The following is a 16,782-nucleotide window of genomic DNA, read 5'->3' on the forward strand; positions in this document are numbered from 1 at the left end:
TCGGCATGGCACCTTGCGTCCCGGGCGATGTTGCCCCGGGGCATAATGGCCCATATGATGGGTTGGAATAATTATAAGAACCGCTTCGACGGGACCCGTCGGGGCGCTGATAGAGAGTGCTTATGGCAAAAATCTCCCTCATCGTGAACGGCAATCCAGTCACCGCCAACGTCGATCCCCGCACCCTCCTGGTGCAGTTTTTGCGCGAGAATCTGCGCCTGACCGGCACCCATGTCGGCTGCGACACCTCGCAGTGCGGCGCCTGCGTCGTGCATGTCGACGGCAAGGCCGTGAAATCCTGCACCACGCTTGCGGTGATGGCCGACGGCCACGAGGTCAGGACGATCGAGGGGCTGGCCGCAGACGGCGCGCCGCTGCATCCGATGCAGGAGGCCTTCCGCGAGCACCATGGCCTGCAATGCGGCTTCTGCACGCCGGGCATGATCATGACCGCGATCGACATCGTGCACCGCAAGGGCAACGAGCTCGACGACCATACGATCCGGGAAGAACTGGAAGGCAATCTCTGCCGCTGCACCGGCTACCAGAACATCGTCGCCTCGATCTCCGCCGGCGCCAAGGCGATGGCGAAATCCGACCTCGCGTAACGCGCATCCCGCGATCAGGACATTCAGATGTACGAATTCAAATATCATCGCCCCGGGACCGTGCGGCAGGCCGCCAACCTCCTGGTGAAGAACGAAGACGCCAAGGTGATCGCTGGCGGCCACACGCTGATTCCCGTCATGAAGCAGCGCCTCGCCAGCCCCCCGCATCTGGTCGACCTCTCCCATATCGAGGGGCTCAATACGATCGAGATGAAGGGCCGTTCGCTGGTAATCGGCGCCACCGCCAAGCACGCCGAGGTCGCGACCTCCGCCATCGTCGGAGAGGCGATCCCGGCGCTCGCGAATCTTGCCGGCGGAATCGGTGATCCCGCCGTACGTCACAAGGGCACGATCGGCGGCTCGCTCGCCAACAACGACCCGACCGCGGACTATCCGGCCGCCGTGCTCGCGCTGGGCGCGACCATCGTCACCAACAAGCGGCGCCTCAAGGCCGAAGAGTATTTCCAGGGCCTGTTCTCGACCGCGCTGGAAGCCGACGAGATCATCACGAAGGTGATGTTCCCGCTGCCGAAGAAGGCGGCCTACGTCAAGTTCCGCAACCAGGCCTCGCGCTATGCGCTGGTTGGCGTGTTCGTGGCGCGGCGTCCGTCCGACGTGCGGGTTGCCGTCACCGGCGCCGGCTCCGAAGGCGTGTTCCGCGTCACTGCGTTCGAGGAAGCCCTGAAGAAGCGCTTCGCCGCGAAGGCGCTTGACGGCATCGAGGTGCCGGCCGAGGGCCTCAACAGCGATATCCACGGCAGCGCCGAATACCGCGCGCATCTCATCGGCGTGCTGACCCGGCGCGCCGTCGACGCCGCCAACGCCAAGGAGTGAGGTGACCTCACGCCTCGGCCCAAACTTGTCCCCGGTGAGGGCGTAGCGAGACTGGCTTTTTCATGACTTCAGCGGCCAATACTTCCGGGGCCAATACTTCAGTTGGGTTGCCGGCATCGGTCGATGCGATGCTCGAGCTCCTGACGTCGCGCGGCTACCTCGCGGAGCGGTCGTTGGCGACGGTGACGTATCTCTCGCTGCGCATGGGCCGGCCGCTGTTCCTGGAAGGCGAGGCCGGCGTCGGCAAGACCGAGATCGCCAAGGTCCTGTCCGCTGCGCTCGGGCGGAAGCTGATCCGCCTGCAGTGCTACGAAGGCCTCGACGTCTCCTCCGCGGTCTACGAGTGGAACAGCGCCGCGCAGATGATCGCTATCCGGATGGCGGAAGCCGCCGGCGACACCGATCGCGACCAGCTCTCGAGCGACATCTTCGCCGACCGCTACATGATCAAGCGGCCGCTGCTCCAGGCGCTGGAGCCCGACGTCGCGGGACCACCGGTGCTGCTGATCGACGAGCTCGATCGCGCCGACGAGGCGTTCGAGGCATACTTGCTCGAAATCCTCAGCGACTTCCAGGTGACGATCCCCGAATTCGGCACCGTCAAGGCGCCGAGCCCGCCGATCGTCATCATCACCTCCAACCGCACCCGCGAGATCCACGACGCGCTGAAGCGGCGCTGTCTCTATCACTGGGTCGATTATCCCGCCGCCGAGCGCGAGCTCGCGATCGTCAAGACGCGCGTGCCCGGCATCTCCGCCAAGCTGTCGCAGCAGGTCGTGCGCTTCGTGCAGGCTTTGCGCAACCAGGACTTCTACAAGTCGCCGGGCGTCGCCGAGACCATCGACTGGGCCACCGCGCTGTCGGAGTTAGATGCCCGCTCGCTGACCCCGCAAGTGGTCGGCGACACGCTGGGCGCGCTGCTCAAATACCAGGACGACATCACCCGCATGCAGGGCGACACCCTGCAGAAGGTGCTGAAGGAAGCGACGAGCGAGAATTGATCTCGCGCTACAACAGAGCTCGTCATTCCGGGCGCGACGAAGTCGCGAGCTATGGTGCGCAATTGCGCACCTGAGAATCCATAACCACGATCGGGAGTATGGATTCGGGCTCGTGCCAAGTGGCGCGCCCCGGAATGACGAGGGATGGATACGAGACCATGGCCATCAACCACCTGGCGCCCGCGCAGACCGAGCAGTTCGCCGACAACATCGTCGGCTTCGCCCGCGCGCTGCGCTCTGCGGGCATGCCGGTCGGGCCGGGCGCTGTCATCGACGCCATGAGCGCGCTCCAGGTGATCGACATCAGTAACCGCGCCGATGTCTTCACCACGCTGGAGGCGATCTTCGTCAAGCGTCATGAGCACGCGCTGATCTTCAAGCAGGCCTTCAACCTGTTCTTCCGCGCCTCGGAAGAGTGGAAGCACATGCTGGATTCGGTGCCGCTGCCGGACCAGGCCAAGAAGAAGCCGCAGGCGGGCTCCCGCCGCGTGCAGGAGGCGATGTCGCAGCCGCGCATGACCGAGACGCCGCAGCACCAGGAGCAGGATCTGCGCCTGTCGGTGTCCGACAGGGAGATCCTTCAGAAGAAGGATTTTGCGCAGATGAGCGCCGCCGAGATCAGCGAGGCGCTGCGTGCGGTCGAGCGGATGCATCTGCCGCAGGCCGAGCTTCTGACGCGCCGGCACCGGCCTGATGCGCGCGGGCTTCGCCTCGACCTGCGCCGCACGCTACGCGCCTCCTTGCGCACCGGCGGCGACATCATCGACATCCATCGTCTCGGGCGGATCGAGAAGCCGGCGCCGATCGTGGCGCTGCTCGATATCTCGGGCTCGATGAGCGAGTACACCCGCCTGTTCCTGCATTTCCTCCATGCCATCGGCGATGCGCGCAAGCGCGTCTCGGTGTTCCTGTTCGGCACCCGGCTGACCAACGTCACCCGCGCGCTGCGCCAGCGCGATCCCGACGAGGCGCTGGCGAGCTGTTCTGCCTCGGTCGAGGACTGGGCCGGCGGCACGCGGATCTCGGCCTCGCTGCACAACTTCAACAAATTGTGGGCGCGGCGCGTGCTGAGCCAGGGCGCCATCGTGCTCCTGATCTCCGACGGGCTGGAGCGGGAGGCGGATTCCAGGCTCGCCTTCGAGATGGACCGGCTGCACCGCTCGTGCCGGCGGCTGATCTGGCTCAACCCGCTGCTCCGGTTCGGCGGCTTCGAGGCCAAGGCCCAGGGCATCAAAATGATGCTTCCGCACGTTGACGAATTCCGCCCGGTACATAATTTGAGTTCGATCCAGGAGCTGATCACGACGCTCTCCCGGCCGCTGCCGCCGCATCACCGCAGCCTGATCCGCTCCGCAGCTTGAGAGGCACCCCATGCTCGATCGCGACGAGGATATTCTGAAGGCGGCGGAGGACTGGCAGAAGGCCGGCCGTGGCGTCGCGCTCGCCACCGTGGTGGAGACCTGGGGCTCGGCGCCGCGCCCGGCAGGCTCCAGCCTCGTCATCAACGACGAGGGTACGTTCCTGGGGTCGGTTTCCGGCGGCTGCGTCGAGGGCGCCGTGGTCACCGAGGCCATGGACGTGATCCAGAGCGGCAAGCCGAGGATGCTGGAGTTCGGCGTCGCCGACGAGACCGCCTGGAATGTCGGGCTGTCCTGCGGCGGCACCATCCGCGTCTTCGTCGAAAAGGTCGGTTAGCCGTGAAGCTCGAGATCCTGCACGAACTCAACGCCGAGCGCGCCGCGCGCCGGCCGGTGATCCTGGTGACCGACACCGAGAGCGGCGAGCAGCGGCTGGTGAAGGCGAAGGATTTTGCAAAAGATCCCTTGCGCGCCGAACTCGACAAGCAACTCCGCATGGGCAAGAGCGCCAATGTCGAGGCCGGCGGCAAGAAGCTGTTCCTCAACGTCTACGCGCCGACCGCAAAACTCGTCATCGTCGGCGCGGTCCATATCAGCCAGGCCTTGGCGCCGCTGGCGCGCTCGCTCGGCTACGACGTGACCGTCGTGGATCCGCGCACGGCGTTCGCCAGCCCCGAACGCTTTCCCGACGTTCCGCTGGTGGCCGAATGGCCGGACACCGCGCTGCCGCCGCTCAATGTCGATGCCTACACCGCCTTCGTCGCGGTGACGCACGACCCCAAGATCGACGACCCCGCGCTACTGCACGCCTTCGAGCGCGGCTGCTTCTATATCGGCGCGCTCGGCTCGCGGAAGACGCACGCCAAGCGCGGCGACCGGCTGCGGGCGCAGGGCGCCAAGGAAAGCGACATCGCGCGCATTCACGCGCCCATTGGCCTTGCGATCGGCGCGGTCTCCCCGTCCGAGATCGCGGTGTCGATCATGGCGGAGATCACCGCGGTGCTCCGCCTGCCACCCAAAGAAAAAGAAGAAGCGGCATGAAGTTCGGCCCGGCGAGCCCCAAGGATGCAATCGGCGGGGTGACCGTCCACACCCTGCGCCAGGGACCGCTGGTGCTGAAGAAGGGCACGACGATCGGGCCTGCCGAGGTCGAGCAGCTCACGCGCGCCGGCATCAAGGACATCGTCGTGGTGCGCATGGAGGCGGGCGACGTCTCCGAGGACGTTGCGGCCGCCGGCATCGCGCTGGCCGTCGGCGGCGAGGGCATTCATGTCGAGCGTGCCTTCACCGGCCGTGCCAATCTGTTCGCCGCACGTCCGGGTGTGCTGGTGATCGACCGCGCCGCGGTCGACCGCATCAACAACATCGACGAAGCCATCACCTTTGCGACGCTCACCGCCTACAAGCCGGTGGTCGAGGGCGAGATGGTCGGCACCGTCAAGATCATCCCGTTCGGCGTCGAAGGCAGTTTGCGCGATGCCGCGGTGAAGGCCGCAGGCAAGGACGTGCTGAAGATCGCGCCTTACGTGATCCAGCGCGTCGGCGTGGTCTCGACGCTGCTGCCGGGCCTGTCATCCAAGGTGATCGACAAGACGCTGCGCGTCACGGCCGAGCGGCTCGCACCGGCCGGTGCCAGCATCATCGCCGAGCGGCGGGTCCAGCACGACGAAGCCGCGCTGTCGGCGGCGATCAAGGAATTGCTCGGCCTCGGTGCGGAGCTCGTCATCGTGTTCGGCGCGTCCGCGATCGCCGACCGCCGCGACGTGATTCCGGCGGCCGTCACGGGGATCGGCGGCGAGATCGAGCATTTCGGCATGCCGGTCGACCCCGGCAATCTCTTGCTGATCGCGCGGGCCGGCGACGTTCCGGTGCTGGGCGCACCGGGCTGTGCGCGCTCGCCGGTCGAGAACGGTTTCGACTGGGTCTTGATGCGGCTCCTCGCCGGCATCAAGGTGACGCGCTCGGAGCTGATGGGTATGGGCGTCGGCGGCCTCCTGATGGAGATCGTGACGCGGCCGCAGCCGCGCGCACAGCCCGAGACCGAGGGCAATAGCCAGGTCGCCGCCATCGTGCTCGCGGCGGGCCGTTCGACCCGGATGGGCGGGCCAAACAAGCTTCTCGCCGAACTCGACGGCAAGAAGCTGGTGCGAATCGCGACCGAGCAGGCGCTGGCCTCCAGGGCATCCGAGGTGATCGTGGTCACCGGCCACCAGACCGAGCTGGTCGAGCAGGCGCTGCAGGGCCTGAGAGTGAAGTTCGTCAGGAATCCGGATTTTGCCGGCGGGATCGCCAGCTCGGTCAAGGCCGGCATCGCTGCCGTCCCTGAAGCTTGCGACGGCGCCGTGGTGTGCCTGGGCGACATGCCGCTGATCGATGCCGGCCTGATCGATCGTCTCATCGACGGCTTCGCACCGGATCGCGGCAATCTCATCGTCGTGCCCGTGAGCGAGGGCCGCCGCGGCAATCCCGTGCTGTGGTCGCGCCGCTTCTTCAAGGAGCTGATGACGCTCGATGGCGACGTCGGCGCGCGCCATCTGATCGCCAAGCACACCGAGGCCGTAGCCGAGGTGCCCGTCGAGGGCGAAAGCGCCTTCCTCGATATCGACACGCCGCAGGCGCTGGAAGCTGCGCGAGGCGGATGACGGTGCCGTAGCTGCGTAGGGTGGATTAGCCGAAGGCGTAATCCACCACCTGTGTGTCTGCGCGGATACAAAAGAGGTGGATTGCGCTTCGCTAATCCACCCGTGCGCGCACGATTTCAACCACCCGTTCACCATCTGGAAACGACCGCCGCTTAGAGTCGCCTCCACCTGCCTTGGGGGGAGGGGATTTTCCATGGCTTCGAACGTCGTCGCGCGCCGTTGCGCGATGTTTTGCTTTGTCTTGTCAGTTGCCGTCACGGGCGCCCGCTACATCACCGAAGCCCATGCCGCCGGCGCGATTGCAGTCGGCAAATGCGGCGCTTATGGCCAGGCCTTTGATTACGGCCACGAGCACGAGGCGCGTGCCGCGGCGCAGAAGCAGTGCAAGGGCGATTGCACGACCGTGACGATGAAGCGCGCCTGCGCTGCGATGTCGGTCGATCTCGCCAACCCCTGCGGCGCTTATGGCTATGCCGTCAAGCCGAAGATCTCTGCCTCGCTCAACGCCGCCACGCGCGAATGCTACAAATACGGCGGCAAGGAATGCGTGATCCGCGCCTGGGCCTGCGACGCCAAGGGTTGATTTCCTCTTGCTGTCATTCCGGGGCGATGCGTAGCATCGAGCTATGGTGCGCAATTGCGCACCTGAGAATCTCGAGATTCCGGGCTCGGTCCTTTGGACCGCCCCCGAATGACAGTGGAAGGAATAGATGCAGTTCGACACCAAGATCGCGGTCGTGATCCGCACCGATCTTCAGGCCTGGCAGAAGCTCAACGTCGCGTCCTTCCTCACCAGCGGCATTGCCGCGGCTTTTCCCGAATGCATTGGCGATGCCTATGAAGACGCCTCGGGCACGAACTATCATGCGTTGATCGGCCAGCCGATCCTGATCTACGGCGCCGACGGGCCGGCACTATCGCGCGCGCTGGATCGTGCGCTCGCGCGCAACGTCAAGCCGGCGGTCTATACCGAGGACATGTTCAGCACCACGCACGATGCCGCCAATCGCGAGGCGGTGAGGGCCGTGGCGCGCAACGATCTCAACCTCGTCGGCATCGCCATGCGCGCCGAGCGCAAGGTGATCGACAAGATCGTCGATGGCCTGAAGTTCCATAGCTGACACGCCGGCATCGGCGCGGCGTCATCGTGGTGTCATGATGGGGCCGCCTTGCGCAAACTTTGTGCTGTTTGACGCCCATCAAAGGAGCGCGGCGCGGGGTCGTTATTCTGCTCCAAAATGCAGAGGAGCAGACAGATGCCGACCATGAAAGCCGCAGTCGTCAAGCAATTCGGCAAGCCGCTGGTGATCGAGGACGTGCCGGTGCCGCAGCCCGGCCCCGGCGAGATTCTGGTCAAGGTGAAGGCCTGCGGCGTCTGTCACACCGATCTGCATGCAGCCTCCGGCGACTGGCCGGTGAAACCGGTACCGCCCTTCATTCCCGGCCACGAGGCGGCCGGCACCGTCGCCGCGCTCGGGCCCGGCGTGAAGAATCTGAAAGTCGGAGATGCCGTCGGCGTCGCCTGGCTGCACGACGCCTGCATGTCTTGCGAATATTGCGAGACCGGCTGGGAGACCCTGTGCGAGCACCAGCACAATACCGGCTACAGCGTGAACGGCGGCTTCGCAGAATATGTGATCGCCTCGGCCGCCTTCGCCGCAAAGCTGCCGGCGACGGTCGATTTCGCCGCCATCGCGCCGATCCTGTGCGCCGGCGTCACCACCTACAAGGGATTGAAGGAGACGGAGGCCAGGCCCGGCGAGTGGGTGGTGATCTCAGGTGTCGGCGGGCTCGGCCATGTCGCGATTCAGTACGCCAAGGCGATGGGGCTCAAGGTCGCTGCCGTCGATATCGCCGAGGACAAGCTGGAGCTGGCGCGCGAAACCGGCGCCGATCTCGCGGTCAATGCCCTCACCGCTGGTGCGGTGGACCAGGTTCTTGCGGCAACCGGCGGCGGGGCCCACGGCGTGCTGGTGACGGCGGTCTCGACCGCCGCGTTCGCCCAGGCGCTCAAGATGGTGCGCCGGAAGGGCACCGTCAGCCTCGTCGGCCTGCCGCCGGGCGAATTCCCGACGCCGATCTTCGACGTCGTCCTCAAGCGCATCACGGTGCGCGGCTCCATCGTCGGCACGAGGCGCGACCTCGACGAAGCCGTCGCATTCGCCACCGATGGCAAGGTGAAGGCCGAAGTGACGAAGGTGCCGCTAGCGCAGATCAACGATGTCTTCGAGCGGATGAAGGCCGGCAAGATCGACGGTCGCATGGTGCTTGATTTCGGCTAGCGCCTCATCCAGGCGGCATGCCTTCGAACGTTACCAGGCTGGGATCGAGGCGATCCCAGTCATGGCCGCGCGCGGCGAAAGTGACTGCCTGCGGCTTGTAGCGGGCAGGCTCGTCGAGGCTCGCGGCGCGGATTGTGAAGACGTCGGGCTGCGCCGCGAAGGTCATGTACACAGGCACGCCGCACTGCGTGCAGAAGCCGCGCGTCTTCACGTTGCCGCTGTCGGCGACGATATCCCAATGCTTCGCCTCGCCGGTTAGCGTGACGCCGGCTCGTGCGAACGTCGCGTATGAGCCATGCGCACTGCCGCTTTCGCGCTGGCAGTCCCGGCACTGGCAGTGATTGCTGAACAGGGGTTCGCCGGCAATCGAATAGCGGATCGCGCCGCAGGCGCAGCCGCCGGTATAGGGCTTGTCCATTGAGGTGCTTCCCTACTTGTCTTCGCCGGAGATGGCATCCAGCCGCTGCAGCACCTTGACCCAGCCGTCGCTCATGTTGCGATAAGCGGTGTCGTTCGTCGGCGTCACGAAGCCGGAGTGCACCACGCGCACGCGCGTCCCTGCTTCGACCGGCGTGAGGGACCAGGTGACGACCGTGTCGAGCGCCGAGCCGTAACCGGTGTTACCCTCGTCGCCACCCTTCCAGGCATAGGCGAAGCGTTGGTTCGGCACGACCTCCAGAACGCGGCAATGGATCGTGCCATCCCACGCGCCGGCCGGGTTGGTCTTGAACGTGAAGGTGTTGCCTTCGACGGCCTCGAAACCGGTCGGCGGCATCAGCCAGCGCGCAATCAGCTGTGCGCTGGTCAGCGCCTTCCAGATCGTCGCGACGGCGTGAGGGAAGACCTCGTCGATGACGATGTCCTGGGTCTGGATCTTGGAAGCAACAGCACTCACGGATCGATCTCCTTCAAGAGGTCACGCAGATTCTGGAAGCGCTCGCGCCAGAACACGCCGTAATGGTCCATCCAGGTGACCAGCGGTTCGAGCCCCTGCGGCGCGGCGCGGTAATAGACGTTGCGGCCCTCTGCGCGCTCGGCGACGAGGCCCGCCTGTTTCAACGACTTCAGGTGCTGCGAGATGGCGCCCTGGGTTACGCCGCTGCCGCGCGTCAGCTCGGCGACGGTGATCTCCTTGCTCTCGAACACGCGCTCGAACACCGCCCGGCGCGTCGGGTCGGCGAGGGCGCGCATCACAGTGGTGACGGGGTTTGGAGCGGTTTCGATCATGTCATTCAATTAGCCGACGCTAATTCATTAGTCAATACTAATTCGTCTGAGGCTACCCAAGAGAACAGCCTTAACTTGACTATGACTGACTAGTCAGTCATATACATCTAATGATGAAGAAGTCGACCAAGCTCGCCAACAAGTCGGCACAGAGCGCGGAGCCTGCGGCAGCCCGCGGAGGGGTGCCTGCATCGAACCGTGCTGCGCGCGCGCAGGAGCGGCGCGCGGCGATCGTTGACGCCGCGATGGAGGAGTTCATCGCCCGCGGTTTTGCCGCAACGCGACTCGACGACATTGCCAAACGCGCCGGCGTCGCCAAGGGCACGATCTACCTGCACTTCAAGGACAAGGAATCGATGTTCGAGGAGCTGGTGCGCGTCGTGATCGTGCCGGTCGTGGCGCGGCTGACCGCACTGCCGCCGCCGACGGGCTCGGTGCGCGACCTCGTCGAGGCCTTTGCCAGCAATTTCCTGAAAGAGGTCATCGGCACCAGGCGGGGTGATCTGGTACGCCTGATTGTGGCGGAGGGCCCGCGCTTTCCGTCCGTCGCCGACTTCTACTACCGCGAGGTCGTCTCGCGCGGGATCGCCGCGATGCGCACGCTGATCGAGCTCGGCATCGCCCGCGGCGAGATCCGGGAGAAGGACCTCGCGCGCTATCCGCAGATCCTGGTCGCGCCCGCGATGATTGCGGTGATCTGGCAAAGCCTGTTTGCGCGGCACGCGCCGCTCGACGCGCAGGACATGCTGCGCGTTCATCTCGATTTGATTTTTGGCGAACGGAGGACGACATGACGTCGTCACGAACCATCTCTCACCTCATCCTGAGGAGCGCGGAACGCGCGTCTCGAAGGATGCAGGCCCGGCTGTGGCTTCTCGCCCTTCGAGACGCCGCTTCGCGGCTCCTCAGGGTGAGGGATCGACAGCCGAATCTGTCGCGCCTCTGTGCGATCGCGGTTCTGGCACTCGCCACCGGTCTCGCCGGGTGCAACGAGAAGCGTGATCCCGGCTTCCAGGGCTGGGTCGAGGCCGACATGATCTTCGTCAGCCCGGACGAAGCGGGGCGGGTGACGAAGCTCAATGTCCGCGAGGGCGACGAGGTCAAGGTCGGCGATGCCCTTTATTCCGTCGACGACGACCTTCAGCTTGCCGATCTCAATCAGCAAAAGGCGACGCTCGCCAACGCACAACAGACCTATGACCGCGCGGCCTCGCTGAGCAAGACCGGCTCCGGCACGCAGGCCAATCTCGATTCGGCCGTGTCTGCCTTGCGCGTCGCGGAAGCGCGGGTGGCGACGTCGGAGACGCGGATGGCGCGGCGCAAGGGCTTTGCGCCCGTTGCCGGCACCATCCAGCAGATCTATTTCCGCGAGGGCGAGATGGTAGCGGCGCAGCGCCCGGTGCTGTCGATCATGCCGCCCGGCAACATGAAGCTGCGCTTCTTCGTGCCAGAGACCGCGCTGCCGAAGCTTGCGATCGGCGACACGGTGCGGATCGGCTGCGACAATTGCGCGGCCGATCTCACCGCAAAGATCTACTTCATTGCGACCTCGGCCGAATACACCCCGCCTGTCATCTACAGCCTCGATGAGCGCAACAAGCTGGTCTATTTGATCCAGGCGCGGCCGTCGCGCCCCGACGCGCTGCGGGTCGGACAGCCGATCGACGTCTATCTCAATCCGAAGACACCGGTGGCGGACAAGCGATGAATGGCGAGAGCGGCATCGCGATCGACGTCAAGGGCCTGACCAAATCGTTCGGCGGCCGCGAGGTCGTGCACGATCTGTCGATGCAGGTGAAGCGCGGCTCGATCTACGGCTTCCTCGGGCCCAACGGCTCGGGCAAGACCACGACCATCCGTATCCTCTGCGGTCTCCTCACCCCGGATAGCGGCGAGGGCACCTGTCTCGGCTACGACATCCGCCGCGATACCGAAAAGATCAAGCGCCAGGTCGGCTATATGACCCAGCGCTTCAGCCTTTATCAGGATCTTTCGGTGCGCGAGAACCTCGAATTCGTCGCGCGGCTCTATGGCTTGGCCGATGCGCGCGGGGCAGCGCGCGACATGATCAAGCGGCTCGGGCTCTCGGGACGCGAGGAGCAGCTTGCGGGCGAGCTTTCCGGCGGCTGGAAGCAGCGGCTGGCGCTGGGTGCCTGCACGCTGCCCAGTCCGAAACTGTTGCTGCTGGACGAGCCGACCGCCGGCGTCGATCCCAAGGCGCGGCGTGACTTCTGGAACGAGATCCACGCGCTTGCCGCCGAGGGCCTCACCGTGCTGGTCTCGACCCATTATATGGACGAGGCCGAGCGCTGCCACGAGATCGCCTACATCGCCTACGGCCATCTGCTGGTGCACGGCACCGTGGAGGAGGTGATCGCGAAATCCGCGCTGACGACCTACACCGTGACGGGCGAAGACCTGAACGAGCTCGCGGCCGAGCTCACCGGCAAGCCCGGCGTGGATATGGTGGCGCCGTTCGGCACCTCGCTGCACGTTTCGGGGCGGGACGTTGCCGCGCTCGAAGCCAGCATTGCGCCGTGGCGCGAGCGAAGCGGCCTGCACTGGCAGAAGTCGCATCCCTCACTGGAAGACGTGTTCATCGAACTGATGGGGCGCTCCAAGGACAATTTCCAATGAGTGCCGTCGATCATCCCGCACCAAAGCATGAAATCCGCGAGCGCTTCGGCTTCCTGCGGCGCTCCTATGCGATGCTGATCAAGGAGTTCATCCAGCTGAGGCGCGACCGCGTCTCGTTCGCGATGATCGTGATGCTGCCGGTGATGCAGCTGATGCTGTTCGGCTATGCCATCAACACCACGCCGCATCATCTGCCGAGCGCGGTGCTGCTCCAGGAGGACTCCGATCTCGCCCGCTCGATCCTGAAAGCTCTGGAGAACACTGCCTATTTCCGCTTCCTTTACGAGGTGCACGATGTCGAGGATTTCGACAATCTGCTGAAATCCGGCAAGGTGCTGTTCGGTGTCGAGATCCCGCGTGGCTTCGAGCGCGCGGTGCGGCGCGGCGACAGGCCGGCGCTGCTGGTTGCGGCCGATGCCACCGACCCGGTGGCGGCGAGCGCGGCGATCGGCTCGCTCGGCATGGTCGTGCAGACCGCGCTCAAGCACGATCTCTACATCGGCGATCCCCCGGAGATGCCGTTCGAGATCCGCGCGCATGCCCGCTATAATCCGGCCGCGGCCTCCAGCCTCAACATCGTGCCGGGCCTAGTCGGCACCATCCTCACCATGACCATGCTGATCTTCACCGCGCTGTCGGTCACGCGCGAGGTCGAGCGCGGCACCATGGAGAGCCTGCTGTCGATGCCGATCAAGCCGGTGGAGGTGATGTTCGGCAAGATCGTGCCTTACGTGCTCGTCGGCTTCGTGCAGGCGTTTCTCATCATCGGCATCGGGGTTGGCCTGTTCGGCGTCCCCGTGCTCGGCAATCTGTTCCTGCTGGCACTGCTCTCGACGCTGTTCATCACCACCAATTTGTCGATCGGCTACACCATCTCGACCGTGGTGCAGAACCAGCTCCAGGCCATGCAGATGTCGATGATGTTCTTCCTGCCGAGCATTCTGCTGTCCGGATTCATGTTTCCCTTCGCGGGCATGCCGACCTGGGCGCAATATCTCGGCGAATGCCTGCCGCTGACGCATTACCTTCGCATCGTCCGCGCCATCATGCTGAAGGGCGCGACCATGCAGAATCTGCATTTCGACGCCCTGGCACTGGCGATCCTGATGGCGCTCGCCATGACCATCGCCGTGACGCGCTTCCGCCGCACGCTGGATTGAGGCACAATACCCCGGAATCGAGGGGCGGAATGGTCAGATTTGCCAGCAGGAGGACACGGCAGCACGCCGTGCTATCGGAGGATTTCGAGCGCGAGCTGACACGCGAAGTGCTTCGCACCGAGCTGCTCCGGGTGCGGGCGCTGATCATGACGGGCTGCGTCATGATGGTGCTGCTCACCGCGATCTATTTGATCGACCCCAGTGTGGTGAACCGGGTGTGGCGCGGAACGGAAGGGCTTGTCGAGGTCTACGGCCTGCTCGGCGGCTTCATCTTGTTCGAGGTTTGGGTCCACACCCAGATCAGGAAGAACCTCCGGCTCGATCGCGATCTGCCGGTGATCCGGCGCTATATCGGCACGCTGATCGAGACTTCGCTGCCAACGGTGATCCTGATCCTGCAAACCCGGACCATGGGCGCGAGCCAGGCGCTCGGTTTCGCCGTGCCGCTGATGTACTTCATCTTCGTCATCCTCTCGACCTTGCGGCTCGACTTCTGGCTCTCTGCGTTCACAGGCTTCGTCGCCGCAGCCGGGCTTCTGTCCGTCGCGCTGCTCTACAACGCGGCCGACGAGGCCGGCGAGCCCCTGATCTATTTCCACGCTGTGCGCAGCATCGTCATCCTGATCTGTGGCGCGCTGGCGGGCGCGGTCGGCGCTCAGCTGCGCCGCCAGTTCGCCGCGAGCATCGCGGCGGCGACCGCACGCGACCGGGTGACGAACCTGTTCGGCCAGCACGTCTCTCCGCAGGTGGTGGAGCGGCTGATGGCGGCGGGAACCAGTGGTGGCGGCGACGTCCGCCGCGTCGCTGTGATGTTCGTCGATTTCCGCGGCTTCACGGCGGGCGCGCAGTCGCGCACCCCACAGGAGGTGGTCGACCGGCTCGATGGCGCCTTTGCGGTGCTGGTCGACGTCCTCGATCGCCACGGCGGCATCGTGAACAAGTTTCTCGGCGATGGCTTTCTCGCGCTGTTCGGCGCGCCGCTGGAAGCCTCCGACGCCGCGCATCGCGCGGTTGCCGCAGGCCGCGAGATGCTGAGTGCGATGGACCGCATCAACGCGCAGACGAGCTGGCCGCTGCGCATCGGCATCGGCATTCATTTCGGCGAGGTCGTCGCCGGCAATATCGGCTCGCCCCGGCGCAAGGAGTACACGGTGATCGGTGACACCGTGAACTTCGCATCGCGCCTGGAGGCGCTGAACAAGGAGTTCGGCTCGCAACTGCTGATTTCCGCGACCGTGCGCGAGGCGCTGGGCAACGATGGTGACGATGCCGTTGCGCTCGGCGAGGTCGAGGTGCGCGGCTATGAGCGGAAGGTGGCGGTGTTTCAGCTCGGCTGAGGGGGCCTTCAAATGTGAGTCGCGTTTCGTTGCAGCGAGCCGCGGTTCGTTGAAGGCTTCTAGAATCTCTTCCGCGATTGCTCCGATTGCTCCGAATTTTGGGGCATGACGAGCGATGTCGCCGGCTTATAGACTGCCGCCCGATGCGGCCGGTCGCGGCCGCGACTTGCATGAGGAAGTGACGATGCAGCGCCGCTACATCACCGTCGACGTGTTCACCGACCGCGCCTTCGGCGGCAACCAGCTCGCCGTGGTGCTCGACGCCGGCGGGCTCACGACGGCGCAGATGCAGACGATCGCGACCGAGTTCAACTATTCCGAGACCACCTTCGTGCTGCCGCCGCGCGACAAGGCCCATGATGCCGAGGTGCGTATCTTCACACCGGTCCGGGAGATGCCGTTTGCGGGCCATCCCAATATCGGGACCTCCTTCGTGCTGGCGAGCCTCGCCAAGGAGCCGAAGCCGCGCCTGCTATTCGAGGAGAAGGCCGGGCTCGTGCCGGTCGATATTTTTCGCGAGCAGGGCCGGGTGGTCAGCACCGAGCTCACCGCGCCGCAGCCGCTGTCACGGCTTGCGCAGCTTTCTGCCGAAGACGTCGCGGCCTGCATCTCCCTGAGCGCCGATGACATCAGGACCGATCGCCATGCGCCGCAGGTCGTCGGCGTCGGAACGCCCTTCGTGGTGGCGGAAGTACGTTCGCGCGATGCGCTGAAGCGGGCCAGGTCCGACGCGGCGGCCTTCGGCAGGCTCTTGCCGCGCGACGGTGCAGTCTCGGTGTGGTTCTATACGCGCGATGTGCCCGCGGCGGAGGCGCCTAGCGAGATCCAGGCGCGGATGTTCATGCGCGGCGCCGGCGGCTACGCTGAGGATCCCGCCACCGGCAGCGCCACGGTTGCCGCGGCCGCGCTGTTCGCCGATCTCGATCCCGTGCGCGATGGCGAGTTGAAGCTCACGGTCGGCCAGGGCTTTGACATGGGCCGGCCGAGCCTGCTGCTGACGCGCGTGCGCAAGCAGGACGGCAAGATCGTCTCCGCCCATGTCGGCGGCAGCTGTGTGCGGATGATGGAGGGGACGTTCAAGCTGGCGGGGGAGGGATAGGATCCGTCATCCCCGCGCAATGGCGAAGCCGTTGTCGCTGGAGATGCGAGCCCTTGCGAGCCTCGAAGGATGCGCGGCCGAGGTGCAACCTGGGGCACGCCGTCGTGGTTTCGTTCCCCGCCCGAGCTCCGGCTACACCTGCCGTCCCGCCAAGTTCTTCACCGCAACCCCATCGCGCTCCTCGATGATCTCCGCGATCATTTGGCGGTGGCAATGCGTGTGGTCCCTCTCGTAGCAGAGCAGGCAGACGGGGCCGGCCTTCTTCACCAGCGCCGAGAGCTCGTCCATCGCCTCTTTGGCCTCGGGCGCCTTGAGGTGCTTTGAGAAGATCTTCTCCAGCACATCGTACTGACCGCTGCGTGCGGCGAGCCGGCCTTCCTTCGGCGTGCCGAGCGCGGCGAGGTGGACATAGGCGATGCCACGTTCGTCGAGCCCTGCCGAAAGCTGCTTCTTGGAAAAGCCCGGCCGGCGTGACGACGTCACCGCGCGCACGTCGACCACGAGCTTGACGCCGGCCTCTACCAGCTCATCCAGCACCGCCTTGGGCGGCGTCTGCTCATAGCCGATGGTGAACAGCTTTTTCGCCTTTGCCATGGC

Annotated in this window: 20 protein-coding genes; 16 read left to right on the forward strand and 4 right to left on the reverse strand. The window is 65.5% G+C overall.

Annotated features, from left to right (window positions below; all coding sequences use genetic code 11):
• Window positions 1–122: 122 nt before the first annotated feature.
• The 10 genes from GDN70_RS15200 to adhP all read left to right on the forward strand — a co-directional run bounded on the left by GDN70_RS15200 (window position 123) and on the right by adhP (window position 8,725).
• Entirely contained in the window at window positions 123–608 is a 486-nt protein-coding gene (locus GDN70_RS15200; protein WP_028142901.1) for a (2Fe-2S)-binding protein, read from the forward strand.
• Between the two features lie 27 nt (window positions 609–635).
• Window positions 636–1,442: a xanthine dehydrogenase family protein subunit M gene (locus tag GDN70_RS15205; RefSeq protein WP_028142902.1), complete on the forward strand. Its 807-nt coding sequence runs from the start codon at window positions 636–638 to the stop codon at window positions 1,440–1,442.
• 62 nt (window positions 1,443–1,504) lie between these two features.
• A complete protein-coding gene (locus tag GDN70_RS15210; protein WP_152102732.1) occupies window positions 1,505–2,443 on the forward strand; it encodes a MoxR family ATPase in 939 nt (312 codons plus the stop codon).
• A 158-nt stretch (window positions 2,444–2,601) separates the two neighbouring features.
• Window positions 2,602–3,804 carry a VWA domain-containing protein gene (locus GDN70_RS15215; protein WP_173015817.1) on the forward strand — a complete coding sequence of 401 codons (1,203 nt, stop codon included), beginning with the start codon at window positions 2,602–2,604 and terminating at the stop codon, window positions 3,802–3,804.
• Between the two features lie 10 nt (window positions 3,805–3,814).
• The gene (locus tag GDN70_RS15220; RefSeq protein WP_007602422.1) at window positions 3,815–4,138 is read left to right on the forward strand and encodes an XdhC family protein; all 324 of its coding nucleotides are present in this window, start codon (window positions 3,815–3,817) and stop codon (window positions 4,136–4,138) included.
• 2 nt (window positions 4,139–4,140) lie between these two features.
• Complete coding sequence (locus tag GDN70_RS15225) at window positions 4,141–4,842, forward strand: XdhC family protein (protein WP_028142905.1); 702 nt, start codon at window positions 4,141–4,143, stop codon at window positions 4,840–4,842.
• A complete protein-coding gene (locus GDN70_RS15230; RefSeq protein WP_152102734.1) occupies window positions 4,839–6,443 on the forward strand; it encodes an NTP transferase domain-containing protein in 1,605 nt (534 codons plus the stop codon). The genes GDN70_RS15225 and GDN70_RS15230 overlap by 4 nt, the downstream gene beginning before the upstream one ends.
• A 193-nt stretch (window positions 6,444–6,636) precedes the next feature.
• Window positions 6,637–7,026 (forward strand): DUF4189 domain-containing protein, encoded by a 390-nt coding sequence (locus tag GDN70_RS15235; RefSeq protein WP_028142907.1) that lies wholly within the window; start codon window positions 6,637–6,639, stop codon window positions 7,024–7,026.
• A 127-nt stretch (window positions 7,027–7,153) separates the two neighbouring features.
• A complete protein-coding gene (locus GDN70_RS15240; RefSeq protein WP_028142908.1) occupies window positions 7,154–7,564 on the forward strand; it encodes a DUF2000 family protein in 411 nt (136 codons plus the stop codon).
• Window positions 7,565–7,699: 135 nt separating this feature from the next.
• Entirely contained in the window at window positions 7,700–8,725 is a 1,026-nt protein-coding gene (adhP, locus tag GDN70_RS15245; protein WP_028142909.1) for an alcohol dehydrogenase AdhP, read from the forward strand.
• Window positions 8,726–8,729: 4 nt separating this feature from the next.
• Here the strand turns inward: adhP and GDN70_RS15250 are convergent, their stop codons facing one another.
• From GDN70_RS15250 to GDN70_RS15260, 3 genes are read right to left on the reverse strand one after another with little or no spacing between them, the layout of a single operon-like run.
• On the reverse strand, window positions 8,730–9,143 hold the full coding sequence (locus GDN70_RS15250) for a GFA family protein (RefSeq protein ID WP_028142910.1): 414 nt from the start codon (window positions 9,141–9,143) through the stop codon (window positions 8,730–8,732).
• Window positions 9,144–9,155: 12 nt separating this feature from the next.
• On the reverse strand, window positions 9,156–9,620 hold the full coding sequence (locus GDN70_RS15255; protein ID WP_028142911.1) for an SRPBCC domain-containing protein: 465 nt from the start codon (window positions 9,618–9,620) through the stop codon (window positions 9,156–9,158).
• On the reverse strand, window positions 9,617–9,952 hold the full coding sequence (locus tag GDN70_RS15260; RefSeq protein ID WP_028142912.1) for a helix-turn-helix transcriptional regulator: 336 nt from the start codon (window positions 9,950–9,952) through the stop codon (window positions 9,617–9,619). The genes GDN70_RS15255 and GDN70_RS15260 overlap by 4 nt, the downstream gene beginning before the upstream one ends.
• A gap of 110 nt (window positions 9,953–10,062) precedes the next feature.
• Between GDN70_RS15260 and GDN70_RS15265 the strand changes: the two genes are divergently transcribed.
• From GDN70_RS15265 to GDN70_RS15290, 6 genes are all read left to right on the forward strand, one after another.
• Entirely contained in the window at window positions 10,063–10,746 is a 684-nt protein-coding gene (locus tag GDN70_RS15265) for a TetR/AcrR family transcriptional regulator (RefSeq protein ID WP_028142913.1), read from the forward strand.
• Complete coding sequence (locus GDN70_RS15270) at window positions 10,743–11,660, forward strand: HlyD family secretion protein (protein ID WP_240536402.1); 918 nt, start codon at window positions 10,743–10,745, stop codon at window positions 11,658–11,660. The genes GDN70_RS15265 and GDN70_RS15270 overlap by 4 nt, the downstream gene beginning before the upstream one ends.
• Window positions 11,657–12,589 carry an ABC transporter ATP-binding protein gene (locus tag GDN70_RS15275; RefSeq protein WP_152102735.1) on the forward strand — a complete coding sequence of 311 codons (933 nt, stop codon included), beginning with the start codon at window positions 11,657–11,659 and terminating at the stop codon, window positions 12,587–12,589. Before GDN70_RS15270 ends, GDN70_RS15275 begins: the two co-directional genes overlap by 4 nt.
• Complete coding sequence (locus GDN70_RS15280; protein WP_097668927.1) at window positions 12,586–13,749, forward strand: ABC transporter permease; 1,164 nt, start codon at window positions 12,586–12,588, stop codon at window positions 13,747–13,749. The genes GDN70_RS15275 and GDN70_RS15280 overlap by 4 nt, the downstream gene beginning before the upstream one ends.
• A gap of 29 nt (window positions 13,750–13,778) precedes the next feature.
• Window positions 13,779–15,086, forward strand: coding sequence for an adenylate/guanylate cyclase domain-containing protein (locus GDN70_RS15285; RefSeq protein WP_028142917.1), 1,308 nt, complete (start codon window positions 13,779–13,781; stop codon window positions 15,084–15,086).
• 184 nt (window positions 15,087–15,270) lie between these two features.
• On the forward strand, window positions 15,271–16,185 hold the full coding sequence (locus tag GDN70_RS15290; protein ID WP_097668939.1) for a PhzF family phenazine biosynthesis protein: 915 nt from the start codon (window positions 15,271–15,273) through the stop codon (window positions 16,183–16,185).
• A gap of 132 nt (window positions 16,186–16,317) precedes the next feature.
• On the opposite strand, the gene GDN70_RS15295 is transcribed toward GDN70_RS15290, so the two are convergent.
• Window positions 16,318–16,779: a DUF488 family protein gene (locus GDN70_RS15295; RefSeq protein WP_028142919.1), complete on the reverse strand. Its 462-nt coding sequence runs from the start codon at window positions 16,777–16,779 to the stop codon at window positions 16,318–16,320.
• Between the last annotated feature and the right edge of the window lie 3 nt (window positions 16,780–16,782).

This window comes from Bradyrhizobium sp. TM102 (assembly GCF_009176685.1).
Classification (GTDB): Bacteria; Pseudomonadota; Alphaproteobacteria; order Rhizobiales; family Xanthobacteraceae; genus Bradyrhizobium; species Bradyrhizobium ottawaense.

What these genes read in the sequence shown, in the direction of transcription:
- GDN70_RS15210 (WP_152102732.1), top strand. Translation starts at nt 1,505, where the DNA reads ATGACTTCAGCGGCCAATACTTCCGGGGCCAATACTTCAGTTGGGTTG.
- adhP (WP_028142909.1), top strand. Translation starts at nt 7,700, where the DNA reads ATGCCGACCATGAAAGCCGCAGTCGTCAAGCAATTCGGCAAGCCGCTG.
- GDN70_RS15275 (WP_152102735.1), top strand. Translation starts at nt 11,657, where the DNA reads ATGAATGGCGAGAGCGGCATCGCGATCGACGTCAAGGGCCTGACCAAA.
- GDN70_RS15265 (WP_028142913.1), top strand. Translation starts at nt 10,063, where the DNA reads ATGATGAAGAAGTCGACCAAGCTCGCCAACAAGTCGGCACAGAGCGCG.
- GDN70_RS15230 (WP_152102734.1), top strand. Translation starts at nt 4,839, where the DNA reads ATGAAGTTCGGCCCGGCGAGCCCCAAGGATGCAATCGGCGGGGTGACC.
- GDN70_RS15235 (WP_028142907.1), top strand. Translation starts at nt 6,637, where the DNA reads ATGGCTTCGAACGTCGTCGCGCGCCGTTGCGCGATGTTTTGCTTTGTC.
- GDN70_RS15260 (WP_028142912.1), bottom strand. Translation starts at nt 9,952, where the DNA reads ATGATCGAAACCGCTCCAAACCCCGTCACCACTGTGATGCGCGCCCTC.
- GDN70_RS15215 (WP_173015817.1), top strand. Translation starts at nt 2,602, where the DNA reads ATGGCCATCAACCACCTGGCGCCCGCGCAGACCGAGCAGTTCGCCGAC.
- GDN70_RS15205 (WP_028142902.1), top strand. Translation starts at nt 636, where the DNA reads ATGTACGAATTCAAATATCATCGCCCCGGGACCGTGCGGCAGGCCGCC.
- GDN70_RS15200 (WP_028142901.1), top strand. Translation starts at nt 123, where the DNA reads ATGGCAAAAATCTCCCTCATCGTGAACGGCAATCCAGTCACCGCCAAC.
- GDN70_RS15295 (WP_028142919.1), bottom strand. Translation starts at nt 16,779, where the DNA reads ATGGCAAAGGCGAAAAAGCTGTTCACCATCGGCTATGAGCAGACGCCG.
- GDN70_RS15285 (WP_028142917.1), top strand. Translation starts at nt 13,779, where the DNA reads ATGGTCAGATTTGCCAGCAGGAGGACACGGCAGCACGCCGTGCTATCG.
- GDN70_RS15290 (WP_097668939.1), top strand. Translation starts at nt 15,271, where the DNA reads ATGCAGCGCCGCTACATCACCGTCGACGTGTTCACCGACCGCGCCTTC.
- GDN70_RS15250 (WP_028142910.1), bottom strand. Translation starts at nt 9,143, where the DNA reads ATGGACAAGCCCTATACCGGCGGCTGCGCCTGCGGCGCGATCCGCTAT.
- GDN70_RS15220 (WP_007602422.1), top strand. Translation starts at nt 3,815, where the DNA reads ATGCTCGATCGCGACGAGGATATTCTGAAGGCGGCGGAGGACTGGCAG.
- GDN70_RS15270 (WP_240536402.1), top strand. Translation starts at nt 10,743, where the DNA reads ATGACGTCGTCACGAACCATCTCTCACCTCATCCTGAGGAGCGCGGAA.
- GDN70_RS15240 (WP_028142908.1), top strand. Translation starts at nt 7,154, where the DNA reads ATGCAGTTCGACACCAAGATCGCGGTCGTGATCCGCACCGATCTTCAG.
- GDN70_RS15280 (WP_097668927.1), top strand. Translation starts at nt 12,586, where the DNA reads ATGAGTGCCGTCGATCATCCCGCACCAAAGCATGAAATCCGCGAGCGC.